Here is a 14,034-nt window from a genome sequence, read left to right on the forward strand (position 1 = left end):
CGGCGAAACGAGATCGTGCCAGCGCAGCCCGTCCGCCGCGGTGGAACTTGCAGTGCTTGTTGCGTTGGTTGTCATGCGTATGCCTCCCTGCCATTGAAAGGGAGCATGGTAGCGGCCAGATGGCCTGCCAAAGCAGGCCAATTTCAGCGCGTACGGCAGACCACTTTGAGCGTATCAGTCCAGCGCGCGCGCCAGGCGGACGATGCCGCTGTCGATTTCGTGCGGGGTCAGGGCCGCAAAGCCCAGCAGCCACCCGCCGCGCTCCGGCGGCGTCGCATACAGGCGGCTCAGGCCCGGCAGCACGATGCCCGCCTGCGCCGCCAGGCGGATCGTCGCCAGCTCGTCCCTGCCCTCGCGCAGCCGGCACGGTATCTGCAGGCCGCCCGGCGGCAGCTGCGCCGTCACGATGTGGGCCAGGTGCCGCTGCACGGCCTGCGCCATCGCATCGCGGCGCACGGCGTAGATTTTACGCATGGCGCGCACATGGGCGGCAAAATGGCCGTCGGCGATGAAACGGGCCAGGGTCAGCTGGTCCAGCTGCGGCGTGTGGCCATCGAGGATGCTGCGCGCGTGCGTCATCGGCTTGACCAGCGCCGGCGGCAGCACCATGTAGCCGATGCGCAGGCCCGGGTACAGCGACTTGGCGAACGTGCCCAGGTAAATCGTGCGCTGCTGCGTATCGAGCCCCTGCACGCAGGCCGTCGGCAAGCCCGCGTAATGGAACTGGCTGTCGTAGTCGTCCTCGATGATCCAGCCCTGGCGTTCGGCGGCCCAGGCGACCAGGTCCAGGCGGCGCTCCAGCGCCAGGGTGGCGCCCGTCGGGTACTGGTGCGACGGCGTCACATACACGACGCTGGCGCCGCTCGTATCGGCGCGCAGGCTGTCCATGCACAGGCCCTGCGCATCGACGGGCACGGGCACCACCGTCAATTGCGCCATCTCGAACGCCTTGCGCGCGCCGAAATAGCCGGGATCTTCCATCAATATCGGGCCATGCGCGTCGGCCAGGACCTGCGCGCACAGGTACAGGGCCTGGCGCGTGCTGCTCAGCACCAGCACCTGGCCGGCCGTGGCCCGCGCGCCCCGCTCCAGGTTGACATAGTCGGCGATGGCCTGGCGCAGCGGTTCGGCGCCTTGCGGGTCGCCATGCAGCAGCACCTTGGCACGGTGCTCGCCGGCGGCCTGGCGCCGCAGCCGCTCCCACACGTCGACGGGGAAGGCCCGCGTTTCCGGCAAGCCCGTGGCGAATGCCTGCACGCGCTGCTGGTCGGTCACGCCGCCGCTGGCGAGAATTTGCGCGCCGCGCGCGCTGAGCGCCACCGGCTGCGCGGACACGGGCGCCAGCCCTTTCGCAGGCTTGCCCAGCAAGCTCGCGCCGATCGAGGCCGAAACGAAACTGCCCGATCCCGCCTGCCGCCGCACATAGCCGTCCAGGCGCAGCTGCGCGTAGGCCAGTTCCACCGTATCGCGCGACACGCCCAGCGATTGCGCCAGCGCGCGCGTGGCCGGCAGGCGCAGGCCGGGCGCCAGCACGCCGTCGAGCATCAGCTGGCGCAGCGCGCGCTGCACGCGCACGCGCAGGTCGAGCGCCGCCAGTTCAGGCGCGGCGAGCCGGATTTTCAGGGTCTCGAGTTCGAACCGCGGCGTCATGGCGCTGTCGGCGCGGCGCCGGCGGCGGCCACGGCGGCCACGCTGCTGGCATGCGAAAAGCCGTGCTGCTGCAGCACCGCCACCAGCTGGGCGCCGGCGCAGCCCAGGCGCAGGTTTTCAGCCACCCAGTCCTGCCATTCGCGGCTGATGTCCGGCATGGGTTCATCTTCCAGCGCAAGACCGAGTATGCAGCTGGCCAGCAGACCATTGATGCGCTTCGTGTCGATCAGGTGTTGCACCACCGCGTGGCCCGAATGGGGAAACGGATGCAGGGTGCAGCGGCCAAAGGGCGCCAGGCGCTGCGCGTGCATGGCGTCGAGGTTCACCGATTCGCTGGCGCCCGCGCCAGCATTGGCCGCATCCGGCCGGGTGCCGAACACCAGGTGCATGTGCGTGTGCGGCGTCGCCCTGGCGCGGCACAGGGCTGCCAGGTCCGGGTAGCCTGACGCTGGCGGGTCCTGCGCCAGCGACTCCATCACGGACAGCCAGCGCAGCTCATGGTACAAATGCGCCTGCTCCACGTCGAGAAAGGATAGCGGGCCGAAGGCGACGATCTGCTGCACCTCGAGCAGCAAGCCATACATGACGGCCGCATACGCGCCCATGGACTGGCCGACGGTGGTGACCTGGCTTGGCGCAATGCGAAGCACGAGCTTGCGCAAGGCTTGCGCCGATTCGTCCACGTGATTGCCCAGGCCCGCGATGCGGCGGTGATACCAGGCGTTGCCCGAATCGCGCACGAGGATCTTGTTCAGGTGCTGGCCGCTGGCCTGCTCCAGCTTGCGCAGGCGCCCGTAAAAATCGAAGGCGGGGCGCGTGGTCCACGAGACGAAGCCAAAGGCGATCACCAGCGGCGCGCCGGGCACGATGCGGTCGACCAGCACGTCGTCGGCACTGGTGGCGACGAGTCGATTATCCAGCGCTTGCGCTTGCAGCATCGGCCAGGCTCCCCGATCAAAGTGAATACAGAAGAAAGCATGAGTGTAATGCCAGTGCTGGCAAAATGGAAACATTCTCCGCTGGCGTACGCGGGCCGGCACGGGAAAGCTGCTAGTCTGACGGCTGTTCTCATTCACAGGAGCCTTCCATGCTGCCTCGCCTGACCTCTCTTTCCCTCGCCGCCGCCATCGCCATGGCGGGCGGCTGCGCCGCCACGCCGGACAGCGCCCCGCCCGACACCGGCCTGGCGCCCAGCTACAGCCTGACGAATACCTACTGGAAGCTGACGCAGCTCGATGGCGCCGCCGTGACGATGGCGCCGCAGCAGGAACGCGAAGTGCGCATCACCCTCACCGACGACGGCAAGGTCCACGGTTTCACGGGCTGCAACCAGGTCATGGGCGGCTACACGCTGGCTGGCACGGCCCTGCGCTTCACGCAGCTGGCGGGCACGCGCATGGCCTGCCCGCCGCCCGTGATGCAGCTGGAAAGCGCCCTGCTGGCCAACTTGAACAGCGTGACGGGCTACCGCTTCGAGGGCGAATTCCTGATCCTGCTCAAGGATGGCGCGCCCGTGGCCACGTTCGAGTCGGTCTACCTGTGAAATAAAAACCGGCTGCCGTTACAATGGCTTCCAGCCCATCAATTGGAAGGAAGCCATGTCCGCACTGCCCTCGCCGTCGTCATCCCCAACGCCATCGGCCGCCGGCCGCTACCGGGCTTTTCTTTTTGACATGGACGGCACCGTCATCAATTCCATCGCCGCCGCCGAACGCATCTGGGGCACGTGGGCGCAGCGCCAGGGCCTGGACGTGGCGGCCTTCCTGCCCACCATCCACGGCGCGCGTTCCGTCGACACCATCGCCAGACTGGCCTTGCCGGGCGTCGACGCGCAGCGCGAGTCGCAGGGCATCACGGATGCGGAAATCGTCGATGTGGAGGGAATCATTGAAATCGCGGGCGCGCTGCGTTTTTTGACGTCGCTGCCGCCGGCGCAGTGGGCCATCGTCACGTCGGCGCCGCGCGCGCTGGCCACGGCCCGCCTGAAGGCGGCCGGCATGCCCATACCGGCCGTCATGGTGACGGCGGAAGACGTCAAGGCCGGTAAACCAAAGCCCGATTGCTACCTGCTGGCGGCGGAAAAACTGGGCGTGGCGCCCGGGGATTGCCTGGTGTTCGAAGATGCCTCCGTCGGCATCGAGGCGGGCGAAGCGGCCGGCGCGCAAGTCATGGTCGTCACGGCCACGCATGCGCACCCGCTGGCCACGCGCCATCCCGTCATCGACAGCTACGACAGCATCGTCGCAACGGCCGATGGCGACGGCTTCATCGTGCTGTCGGAGTCGGTTGCAGCACGCGCGACAAAATAGCCTGCTCCAGCGCGGCGAAGGCCGCACTGCCGCGCTGGCGGGGGCGCGGCAAGTCTACCTGCAGGTCCAGCGTGATCTGCCCCTCCTCGATCAACAGCACGCGGTCGGCCAGCGCCACCGCCTCGGCCACGTCGTGCGTCACCAGCACGGCCGTAAAGCCCCGCGCCAGCCACAGCGACTCGATCAGCTGCTGCATCTCGATGCGCGTCAGGGCGTCGAGCGCGCCGAGCGGCTCATCGAGCAAGAGCAGCTGCGGCTCGTGCACGAGGGCGCGCGCCAGCGCCACGCGCTGCTTCTGCCCGCCCGACAGGGCCGACGGCCAGTCGTCCGCCCGCTCGGCCAGGCCCACCGTCCACAGCGAGGCGGCCGCCGCGCCGACGGAACGGGGCAGGCCCAGGGCCACGTTGTCGAGCACCGATTTCCACGGCAGCAGCCGCGGCTCCTGGAACATGATGCGGACGTCGGGCGCGCCGATGCCCGCGCCGACCGTGAGCTGGCCGTCGTCGATGCTTTCCAGGCCCGCGATCGAGCGCAGCAAGGTACTCTTGCCGCAGCCGCTGCGCCCCACGATGGCGACGAACTCGCCCGCTTCCAGCTGCAGGTCGATGTTTTTCAGCACGGGACGGCTAACGTAGGACTTGCTCAGCTTCGTCAGGGCCAGCGGCACGCCGCGCCGCTGCAAGGGCGCCGGTGGCGCCTCCCTCGCCTGCGGCGGCGCGCTGGCGGGGTCGTACTGCACGAAGTGCGACAAAAAGTCCGTTTCGATCTGGATGGGGGCGAGCAGCATGGTGTCCTCTTTCTTCAGTCACTATCGGTAGGCGGGATTCCAGCGCAGGCAGTGGCGCTCCAGCCGGCGCGAGAACAGGTCCGCCAGCTTGCCCAGCAGGGCGTACAGCAGTATCCCCACCAGCACCACGTCCGTCTGCAAAAATTCGCGCGCATTCATGGTCATGTAGCCGATGCCCGCCTGCGCCGAGATGGTTTCGGCGACGATCAGCAGCACCCACACGAGGCCCAGCGAAAAGCGCACGCCCACCAAAATGGAGGGCATGGCGGCCGGCAGGATCACGTCGCGGTACAACGGCCAGCCGGACAGGCCATAGCTTTTCGCCATCTCGATCAGGCCCTGGTCGGCCGAGCGGATGCCGTGGAAGGTATTCAGGTAGACGGGGAAAAACACGCCGACGGCCAGCAGGAAGAGTTTTGCCGTCTCGTCGATGCCGAACCACAGGATCACCAGAGGGATCAGGGCCAGGGCCGGGATATTGCGCACCATTTGCAATGTCGTGTCGAGCAGGGTTTCCGCGTGGCGGAAGCTGCCCGTCAATAGCCCCAGCAGCAAGCCCAGTCCCGCGCCGACGGCGAAACCGACGGTGGCGCGCCACAAGCTCGTCTTCAGGTGCAGCCACAGCTCGCCCGACACGGCCAGGTGCCAGAAGGCTTTCGCCACGGCCCACGGCTCGGGCAGGATGCGGCTCGACAGCCAGCCCCACTGCGCCGCCAGCTGCCAGGCCAGCAGCAGCGCCACGGGCAATGCCCATGGCGCCAGGGCATTGCGCCACGGCGCGGCGCCGGCCCGTGGCAAGGAGCTGGCCGCCATCTCAGGCCGCCTTCTTCTGCGGCGCGGCCGGCACGATATTGCTGGCCATGATTTCGCCGAATGGCCCGCTCAAGGATTGCTCGCCGACGGCCTTGCCCTTGCCCAGCAGCGGGAACACCAGCTCGGCGAAGCGGTACGACTCTTCCAGGTGCGGATAACCGGAGAAAATGAAGGTGTCGATGCCCAGCTCCGCGTATTCCTGCATGCGCGCCACCACCGTCGGGCCGTCGCCCACGAGGGCCGTGCCCGCGCCGCCGCGCACCAGGCCCACGCCGGCCCACAGATTCGGCGACACTTCCAGCTTGTCGCGCCGCCCGCCGTGCAGGGCAGCCATGCGCTGCTGGCCCACGGAATCCATCTTGCCGAACGCCGCCTGCGCCTTGGCGATGACCTCGTCGTCCAGGTGGCTGATCAGTTCTTCGGCCGCGCGCCAGGCCGCCTCGTTGGTCTCGCGCACGATCACGTGCAAGCGGATGCCGAAGCGCACCGTGCGGCCTTTTTTTGCTGCGCGCGCGCGGATGTCGGCGATTTTCTCGGCGACGGCGGCGGGCGGCTCGCCCCACGTCAGGTACACGTCCATCTGCTCGGCCGCCAGTTCGTGCGCCGGTTCCGACGAACCGCCGAAATACAGGGGCGGATACGGCTTCTGCACGGGCGGGTACAGGGTTTTCGCGCCCTTCACCTGGATATGCTTGCCCTCGAAATCGTAGCCGGCCGCGCCGCCCTCGCCCGCCAGCGTGGCGCGCCACACCTTGATGAATTCATCGGAGATTTCATAGCGCTTGGCGTGGTCGGCAAACAGGCCGTCCGCTTCCAGTTCGCCCTGGTCGCCGCCCGTGACGACGTTGATCAGGAGGCGCCCGTTCGACAGGCGGTCGAACGTGGACGCCATGCGCACGGCCAGGCCCGGCGTGGACAGGCCGGGGCGCACGGCCACGAGGAACTTGAGCTTTTGCGTCACGCTGATCAGCGACGAGGCCACCACCCATGCATCTTCGCAGGAACGGCCCGTGGGCAGCAGCACGCCGTCGTAGCCCAGGGTGTCGGCGGCCACGGCCACCTGGCGCAGATAGTCGGCATCGACGGGACGCGCGCCCTGCGACGTGCCCAGGTAGCGGCTGTCGCCGTGGGTGGGGATGAACCAGAAGACATTCAATGACATGGTGGGATTCCTTGATTATTTGCTGCTGGTGGCCAGCTGGCGCAACGGCAGCAGCGCGTCCTTGACGACGATGGGTTTCGGGATCAGCTTCAGGCTGGAGAAGGCGTCGGCCACCCTTTGCTGCGAGGCGATGACGTCGACGGAGACGGGTTTCACGCCATACGCATAGCGCGAGGCGGCCAGCGCCACGACATCCTTGCCCAGCCCCGTCTGCGCGGCGAGGATGGTCGCCACTTCGTCCGGGTTGCTGCGGCCCCAGTCATCGACCTTGGCCACTTCATCGAGCACGATGCGCAGGATTTCCGGGTTTTTCTCGGCATACGTGCGCGAGGCGAGGTAGAACTGGTAGTTTGCCACCAGGCCCTTGCCATCGGCCAGCACGCGGGCGCCCAGCTGCTTTTCGGCAGCCGCCAGGAACGGGTCCCATATGGCCCAGGCATCGACGCTGCCCCGCTCGAAAGCGGCGCGCGCATCGGCCGGCGGCAGGAACACGGGCTGGATGTCGGTGTACGCGACGCCCGCCTTTTCCAGCGCCTTCAACAGCAGATAATGCACGTTCGAGCCCTTGTTCAGGGCGATTTTCTTGCCCTTCAAGTCGGCCAGGGTGCGCAGGCCCGAACCCTTGGGCACGACGATGGCTTCGCTGGCCGGCGACGCCGGCTCATTGCCGACATACACCAGGCTGGCGCCGGCCGCCTGCGCAAAGATGGGCGGCGCCTCGCCCACGGTGCCGAAATCGATGCTGCCCACGTTCAAACCTTCCAGCAGCACGGGGCCGGCCGGGAACTCCGTCCATTTCACGCCCACGCCCTGCTCGGCCAGGCGTTTTTCCAGGGTGCCGCGCCCCTTCAACAACGTCAGGGTGCCGTATTTCTGGTAGCCGATACGCACCTGCACCTGTACTTCTCCCTTGGCCTGCGCCTGCGCCGCGGCGGGCATGCCGGCCGTCATCACGCCGGCAGCGGCGGCAAACAGCAGGCCCAGAGTGGTACGGCGCGAGAGGCGTTGTGCGTGGCGGTGTGTCATGGCGGTTCCTTGGTCGGTGAATAATCAGGCGGCTTGATAGTGGGCAGCGTAGGGCTGGTCGTGCAGCGAACGGGCGGGCGCGGCGATGTCGGCGGGCGCCGGCGGACGCCGGCCCTGCAGCAGGAACAGGCCGGCGGACACGTCGTCGATGCCGGCCTGCACGCGCGCGGCGATGGGCGCATCCAGGCTCAGGCCCCGCTCCTCGTGCCAGGCCAGCTGCTGCGCATTCGCGTAAATGCTGGTGAAGACCTGCTTGGCGCCCAGCGCATGCAGCACGGGGCGCAGCGCATAGTCGAGCGCCAGGGTGTGGGCATGGCCGCCGCCCGTGGCCAGCGGCAGCACCAGCTTGCCCGCCAGGCCATCCTGCGGCAACAGGTCGAGGAAGGCCTTCAGCAAGCCTGTATAGGACGCCTTGTAGATGGGCGTGGCGATGACGATGGCGTCGGCATCGGCCACGGCCTGCACGGCGCGGGCAATCGCCGCATCGGCGTAATCGGCCTGCAGCAGGGCATGCGCCGGCAGGTCGCGCACGTGCAGCCTGGCGTAGCTGTGGCCCTGCAGCGCCAGCTGTTCGCCGATATGCGCCAGCAAGCGGCTGGAACTCGATGGTAGCTGGGGGCTGCCGCCCAATAACAAGATGCTCATGTGATGCCCGTCCCTGTACGTGATGGTTTGATTTGGCTACTTGGATGCTTGCAGCCTATCGCCATCAGCGGTCCGGCAAAACGAATGCTTTCGCGCTTCGATATGCGTTTTTTGTCTATCCGGGCCTGACGCCCCGCAAGCCTGGGCGCAGGCAGCCGTGCGGCTTTTTTCGCATATCCATGTGCGGTTTTCTTCGTGTACTGCGCCCGCCCGGCGGTGCAATATCAGCCTCATCGTCTTTCTGGAACTGTCCCATGTCTAGCGCCTTTCTCCACGCCACCCGTCCCGCCGCACCGGAACCGCTGCAGGACGCCATCCGCATCGCCACGGCACTGGCTGCCCGCCTGGCCGAGACCGCCAATGCCCGCGACCAGGCGGGCGGCCACGCGGCGCAGGAGCGCGAATGGCTGCGCGAATCGGGCTTGCTGACCCTGTCGATTCCCGTGGAATTCGGCGGCCAGGGCGCCTCCTGGCCCCTCGTGTACCGGGTGATCCGCATCCTGGCGCGCGCCGACAGCGCGCTGGCGCATGTCTTCGGCTTCCACCACCTGCAGCTGGCCGGCCTGCAGCTGTATGGCAGCGCGCAGCAGCAGCGCCGCCTGCTGACGCTCACCGTCGACGAGCGCCTGTTCTGGGGCAATGCCCTGAATCCCCTCGACAAAAGGACCACCGCCACCGACAGCGCCGACGGTTTCATCCTCGACGGCATCAAGAGCTTTTCTTCAGGCTCCGTGGGGTCGGACTGGCTGACCGTCTCCGCCTGGCACGCGCCCACGCAGACGGCGCTGATCGCCGCCCTGCCCACGCGCCAGGATGGCGTGACCGTGCAGGCGGACTGGGACGCCTTCGGCCAGCGCCAGACGGACAGCGGCAACGTGCATTTCCAGGGTGTCGTCCTGCCGCGCGAGCTGGTGCTGCAGGCGCCCGCGCAAGCGGCCACGCCGCAGGCCACCGTGCGTTCGCAGATCGCCCAGCTGATCATGGCCAACCTGTACCTGGGCATCGCCGAAGGCGCCTTCGAGGCGGCGCGCCGCTACACGGACGAGCAGGCGAAAGCCTGGTTTGCCTCCGGCGTGGCGCAGGCCACGGACGACCCGCTGGTGCAGCACCGCTATGGCCAGCTGTGGCTCTTGCTGCGCCCCGCGCAGGTGCTGGCCGACGCGGCGGCGCAGGAACTGGAAAGCGTGTTCCGCAAGGGCGCGCTGGTAACGGCGCGCGAGCGGGGCTTGCTGGCCGTCGCGGTAGCTGAAGCGAAATGCCTGGCGCACAAGGCGGGGCTGGAGATCAGCAGCCAGATGTTCGAACTGACGGGCGCCCGCTCTACCTCGGCCCGGTACGGCTTCGACCGCTACTGGCGCAACGTGCGCGTGCATACCCTGCACGACCCCATCGACTACAAGCTGCGCGATCTGGGACGCTTTGCCTTGACCGGCACGGTGCCCGAGCCGACGGCGTATTCATAATTCACACACCAAGGAGCCAGCATGACCATCGCCCGCCGCACCGTTCTTCTCGCCACCCTGACCCTGGCCCTGACGGCCAGCTTGGCCCACGCCAAGGACCCGAAAGACATCACCATCGGCACCAGCGCCGGGCCGTATGCGGACCAGATCAAGCTGGGCATCAAGCCCATCCTGGAAAAGCAGGGCTACAAGGTCAAGCTGGTGGAATTCAACGATTACATCCAGCCCAACTTCGCGCTGGCCGAGGGCTCGCTGGACGCCAACGTGTTCCAGCACATCGTCTACCTGAAGAAATTCGCGCAAGAGCACAAGCTGGCGCTGACGGACCTGATCACGATCCCCACGGCGCCGATCGCCATCTACAGCAAGAAGCACAAGAGCCTGGACGACGTGAAGGAAGGCACGACGGTGGGCTTGCCGAACGACCCGACCAACCAGGCGCGCGCGCTGGTACTGCTCGACCAATTGAAATGGATCAAGCTGCGCGACAATTTCGACCCCGTGCGCGCGTCGGAAAAGGATATCGCCGTCAACACGAAGAAAATCAAGCTGCTGCCGCTGGAGGCGGCGCAGCTGCCGCGCTCGCTGGGCGACACCGATTATTCTTTCATCAACGGCAATTATGCGCTGGCGTCGGGGCTGAAGCTGACGGATGCGCTGGTGGCCGAGAAAATCTCGCCCAACTACATCAACCTGGTGGCCATCCGCACGGCGGACAAGGAGAAGCAGTTTGCGAAAGACCTGGCGGCGGCCTACCGCTCGCGCGAATTCCTCGACATCACGAATAAACACTTTGCCGGCTACTCGAAACCCGACTACCAGCAAGCCTTGCAGACGGCGGCCAAATAAGCCATGGCGAAGACGATACGCTTCAACGCCTTCCAGATGAACACCGTCGGCCACCAGTCGCCGGGCCTATGGACGCACGCGCGCGACCGCAGCCACCGCTATACCGATCCCGAACACTGGACGGAACTGGCGCGGCTGCTGGAAGCGGGCCTGTTTGACGCCGTGTTCCTCGCCGACGTGCTGGGCGTGTACGACGTCTACCGCGACAGCCTCGATGCGGCCCTGGAACACGGCGTGCAGGTGCCGCTGAACGACCCACTGGCCCTCGTGCCCATCATGGCGCAGGCCACCACGCACCTGGGTTTCGGCGTCACCTGCGCCCTCACCTATGAACACCCGTACACGTTCGCGCGGCGCATCTCCACCCTCGATCATCTGACGGACGGGCGCATCGGCTGGAATATCGTCACCGGCTATCTCGATAGCGCGGCGCGCAACCTGGGCTTGAGCCAGCAGCTGGGCCACGACGAGCGCTACGACCTGGCCGACGAATACCTGGACGTCGTCTACAAGCTGTGGGAAAAGAGCTGGGACGACGACGCCGTCGTCAACGACAAGGCGCGCGGCATCTACGCCGATCCGGCCAAGGTCCATCCGATCAACCATGCCGGGCGCCACTACCAGGTGCCCGGCATCCATTTGTGCGAGCCGTCGCCGCAGCGCACGCCCCTGCTGTACCAGGCGGGCACCTCGCCGCGCGGCACGCGCTTCGCGGCGTGCCACGCGGAAGCCACCTTTGTCAGTGGCCCCAGCAAGACGGTGGTGAAACGCTACGCGGACGACTTGCGCGCCGCCGTGCGGCAAAGCGGGCGCGATGGCGAGGCGCTGCTGATCTACGCCCAGGCCCTGGTCATCACGGGCGCCACCGAGGAAGAAGCGCGCGCCAAGCACGCCGACTACCTGCGCCACGTCAATATCGAGGCGGCGCTGGTGCTGCTGTCCGGCTGGACGGGCGTCGATTTCAGCCGCTACCCGCTCGACGCCACCATCGACTACATCGACTCCCCGGCCGGCCGCTCGGCGCTGGCCTCGTTCAGCCAGGCCGACCCGGAGCGGAAATGGACGGTACGCGAGGCCGCCGAATACATCGGCCTGGGCGGGCGCGGCCCCGTGCTCGTCGGCGACGCGCGCCAGGTGGCCGACCAGCTGGAAAGCTGGATGGACGACACGGGCATCGACGGCTTCAACCTCGCCTTCGCCGTGGCGCACGACAGCATGGCCGACGTCGTGGCCCACATCGTGCCGGAACTGCAGCGGCGCGGCCGCTACCGCACGCAGTACGAGGAAGGCACCCTGCGCCACAAGGTGTTCGGCCAGGGTCCGCGCCTGCCGGCCGGCCACGCGGGACGCCAGGTCAGCATCGGTTCCGGCAGCGCCACCCTGGCTGCGGCATGAGCGCGGGCCAGCGGCCCAGTGACAAGCCTTGCCATTCATGTTAGCTTGCCATGTTGAAAACACATGGACAAGCGCGTGCACTCCTTTTTCTCGCCAGGCAAACCCGTATTCCTCCTCTCCTGCGCAGCCCTGGCCGCCGGCCTGCTGTACGGCAGCCACGCCGCGGCGCAGGCCGGGACCACGGCCGACCATCCGCCCGAAGCGCAGGCGGAGGCACCTGCCGAGACGGGCCGGTCCATCCACATCAACAGCATCCGCAACCCGGAACTCAAATCGTACCGCGTGATGGCGGCCGGCCTCGACGCCTTTGACGAATACCATGCGCTGGCGCCGCAAGCGCGCGACGTGCGCTTCCAGCTCAATGCGGGCACCGGCGCGCCGGCGGACGCCATGCAGGACCTGGCCTTGCGCATCGCCGGCAACGAGACATCGATTGCGCTGCCCCTGTCGGCCAATGGCAGCTTCGTGCTGCCGCGCAACGCGCAGGCAGACAGCGAGGACGCGGACCTGATCACCAACAAGAAAAAAGGCCAGTACCGCTGGCAGGCATCCATCCACAGCGATGGCGTGCCCGCCAACATGCGCCGCCTGGGCGACCTGCGCCTGCAGTGCCAGGTGACGATTGCCATCGCCAAGAAGGAGATCCCGTTCTGGGTACGCACCCTCGTCGGCACCTTGCTGCGCACCACCGACTGGTGCTCCGCCAAGGAGCTCAAGATGGGCACGCGCAGCGACATGGCCATCGCCAGCGCCACGCTGCTCGACGGCGCCCAGCGCATCGCGCTGCCGGTAAACAATGGCGGCAAGACCTTCCTCGCGCCGATCGGCGACACCCGCTATGCGGACGATACCTTGATCGAACTGGTATATCTGGATGCCGCCAGCGCGCCGCCCGCATCCTTGTGATGCGTTTGCGTCGCGCCCCGTTCCGTGTCAGCATAGCTAACCCGGCAACACGGACAAGGATACCCATGCCCCTCACTCATACCCGCACGCTGGCCCTGGCCCTGCTGCTGGCCGGCCATGCCTCCCTGGCGCTGGCGCAGGCGCCCGCCACGCCGCCGACACCAGGCTGCGAAGCCTGCGCCGCCTGGAATGCCGACCAGGCGCCGTTCCGCATCTTCGGCAATACCTATTACGTGGGCGTGAAGGGCCTCAGTTCGGTGCTCATCACCTCGCCGCAGGGCCATGTGCTGATCGACGGCGGCTTGCCGGAATCGGCACAGAAGATCACCGCCAATATCGGCGCGCTGGGTTTTCGCATCGAGGATGTCAAGCTGATACTCAATTCGCACGGCCATATCGACCATGCGGGCGGCCTGGCCGAACTGCAGCAGCGCAGCAATGCGCTGGTGGCCGCCAGCCCGTCGGCCGCGCTGGACCTGGCGTCGGGCGAGGTGGGACCGGACGATCCGCAATACCATGCGCTGCCCAAGTACCCGCCCGTAAAGGACATGCGTCTGGCGCGCGACGGCAGCCAGTTCAATGTCGGCCCGATCAGACTGACGGCGCACGCCACGCCGGGCCACACGCCCGGGGGCCTGAGCTGGACGTGGCAGTCGTGCGAGGGCCCCCGCTGCCTGAACATGGTGTACGCGGACAGCCTCAACGCCGTCTCGCGCCCCGGCTTCAGGTTCAGCGCCAGCAGCGAGTATCCGAACGCGGTGGCGGACCTGCGCCACAGCTTCGAGACCCTGGAAAAGCTGCCTTGCGACGTGCTGATCTCGGCCCACCCGGAAGCGTCGCAATTATGGGAACGGCTGGAAGCGAGCGCCATGGCGGGCAGCGAGGCCTTCGTCGACCCGCAAGCCTGCCGGACCTACGTGGCGGCGGCGCGCACCCTGCTCGATGCCCGCCTGGAACAGGAAATGCAGCAGTAAGCTTGGCAAAGCGCTTGTCAACCGTGCACGCTGCCGTGGCGCGTATCTGCTACGC

General features: G+C 67.5%; 14 protein-coding genes. 7 read left to right on the top strand and 7 right to left on the bottom strand.

Annotation, left to right across the window (positions count from 1 at the left end):
- Positions 1-174: 174 nt before the first annotated feature.
- Complete coding sequence (pdxR, locus tag AC07VL_RS11955) at positions 175-1,650, bottom strand: MocR-like pyridoxine biosynthesis transcription factor PdxR (RefSeq protein ID WP_494806030.1); 1,476 nt, start codon at positions 1,648-1,650, stop codon at positions 175-177.
- Entirely contained in the window at positions 1,647-2,588 is a 942-nt protein-coding gene (locus tag AC07VL_RS11960) for a hypothetical protein (RefSeq protein WP_494806031.1), read from the bottom strand. Before AC07VL_RS11960 ends, pdxR begins: the two co-directional genes overlap by 4 nt.
- 149 nt (positions 2,589-2,737) lie before the next feature.
- On the opposite strand from AC07VL_RS11960, the gene AC07VL_RS11965 reads away from it, so the two are divergent.
- Both AC07VL_RS11965 and AC07VL_RS11970 read left to right on the top strand, forming a co-directional pair.
- Entirely contained in the window at positions 2,738-3,193 is a 456-nt protein-coding gene (locus AC07VL_RS11965; protein WP_494806032.1) for an META domain-containing protein, read from the top strand.
- 55 nt (positions 3,194-3,248) lie between these two features.
- The gene (locus tag AC07VL_RS11970) at positions 3,249-3,959 is read left to right on the top strand and encodes an HAD-IA family hydrolase (RefSeq protein WP_494806033.1); all 711 of its coding nucleotides are present in this window, start codon (positions 3,249-3,251) and stop codon (positions 3,957-3,959) included.
- Here AC07VL_RS11970 and AC07VL_RS11975 read toward each other — a convergent pair.
- From AC07VL_RS11975 to ssuE, 5 genes are read right to left on the bottom strand one after another with little or no spacing between them, the layout of a single operon-like run.
- Positions 3,916-4,746 carry an ATP-binding cassette domain-containing protein gene (locus AC07VL_RS11975; protein WP_494806034.1) on the bottom strand — a complete coding sequence of 277 codons (831 nt, stop codon included), beginning with the start codon at positions 4,744-4,746 and terminating at the stop codon, positions 3,916-3,918. The two genes, AC07VL_RS11970 and AC07VL_RS11975, sit on opposite strands and share 44 nt — an antisense overlap.
- Before the next feature lie 21 nt (positions 4,747-4,767).
- On the bottom strand, positions 4,768-5,559 hold the full coding sequence (ssuC, locus tag AC07VL_RS11980; RefSeq protein WP_494806035.1) for an aliphatic sulfonate ABC transporter permease SsuC: 792 nt from the start codon (positions 5,557-5,559) through the stop codon (positions 4,768-4,770).
- A gap of 1 nt (position 5,560) precedes the next feature.
- Positions 5,561-6,721 (bottom strand): FMNH2-dependent alkanesulfonate monooxygenase, encoded by a 1,161-nt coding sequence (gene ssuD / locus AC07VL_RS11985; RefSeq protein ID WP_494806036.1) that lies wholly within the window; start codon positions 6,719-6,721, stop codon positions 5,561-5,563.
- 15 nt (positions 6,722-6,736) lie between these two features.
- Positions 6,737-7,747, bottom strand: coding sequence for a sulfonate ABC transporter substrate-binding protein (locus AC07VL_RS11990; RefSeq protein ID WP_494806037.1), 1,011 nt, complete (start codon positions 7,745-7,747; stop codon positions 6,737-6,739).
- Between the two features lie 24 nt (positions 7,748-7,771).
- Positions 7,772-8,392 (bottom strand): NADPH-dependent FMN reductase, encoded by a 621-nt coding sequence (gene ssuE / locus AC07VL_RS11995; protein ID WP_494806038.1) that lies wholly within the window; start codon positions 8,390-8,392, stop codon positions 7,772-7,774.
- Positions 8,393-8,646: 254 nt separating this feature from the next.
- Between ssuE and AC07VL_RS12000 the strand changes: the two genes are divergently transcribed.
- From AC07VL_RS12000 to bla, 5 genes are all read left to right on the top strand, one after another.
- Positions 8,647-9,855, top strand: coding sequence for an acyl-CoA dehydrogenase family protein (locus AC07VL_RS12000; protein WP_494806039.1), 1,209 nt, complete (start codon positions 8,647-8,649; stop codon positions 9,853-9,855).
- 21 nt (positions 9,856-9,876) lie between these two features.
- Positions 9,877-10,704, top strand: a complete 828-nt coding sequence (locus AC07VL_RS12005; protein WP_494806040.1) for a MetQ/NlpA family ABC transporter substrate-binding protein — start codon at positions 9,877-9,879, stop codon at positions 10,702-10,704.
- Between the two features lie 3 nt (positions 10,705-10,707).
- Positions 10,708-12,099, top strand: a complete 1,392-nt coding sequence (locus AC07VL_RS12010) for an LLM class flavin-dependent oxidoreductase (protein WP_494806041.1) — start codon at positions 10,708-10,710, stop codon at positions 12,097-12,099.
- A gap of 63 nt (positions 12,100-12,162) precedes the next feature.
- Positions 12,163-13,005: a hypothetical protein gene (locus AC07VL_RS12015; RefSeq protein ID WP_494806042.1), complete on the top strand. Its 843-nt coding sequence runs from the start codon at positions 12,163-12,165 to the stop codon at positions 13,003-13,005.
- 65 nt (positions 13,006-13,070) lie between these two features.
- Positions 13,071-13,979: a subclass B3 metallo-beta-lactamase gene (gene bla, locus AC07VL_RS12020; protein ID WP_494806043.1), complete on the top strand. Its 909-nt coding sequence runs from the start codon at positions 13,071-13,073 to the stop codon at positions 13,977-13,979.
- Positions 13,980-14,034: the final 55 nt, after the last annotated feature.

Source organism: Janthinobacterium sp. GW821-FHT03C08 (genome assembly GCF_059420905.1).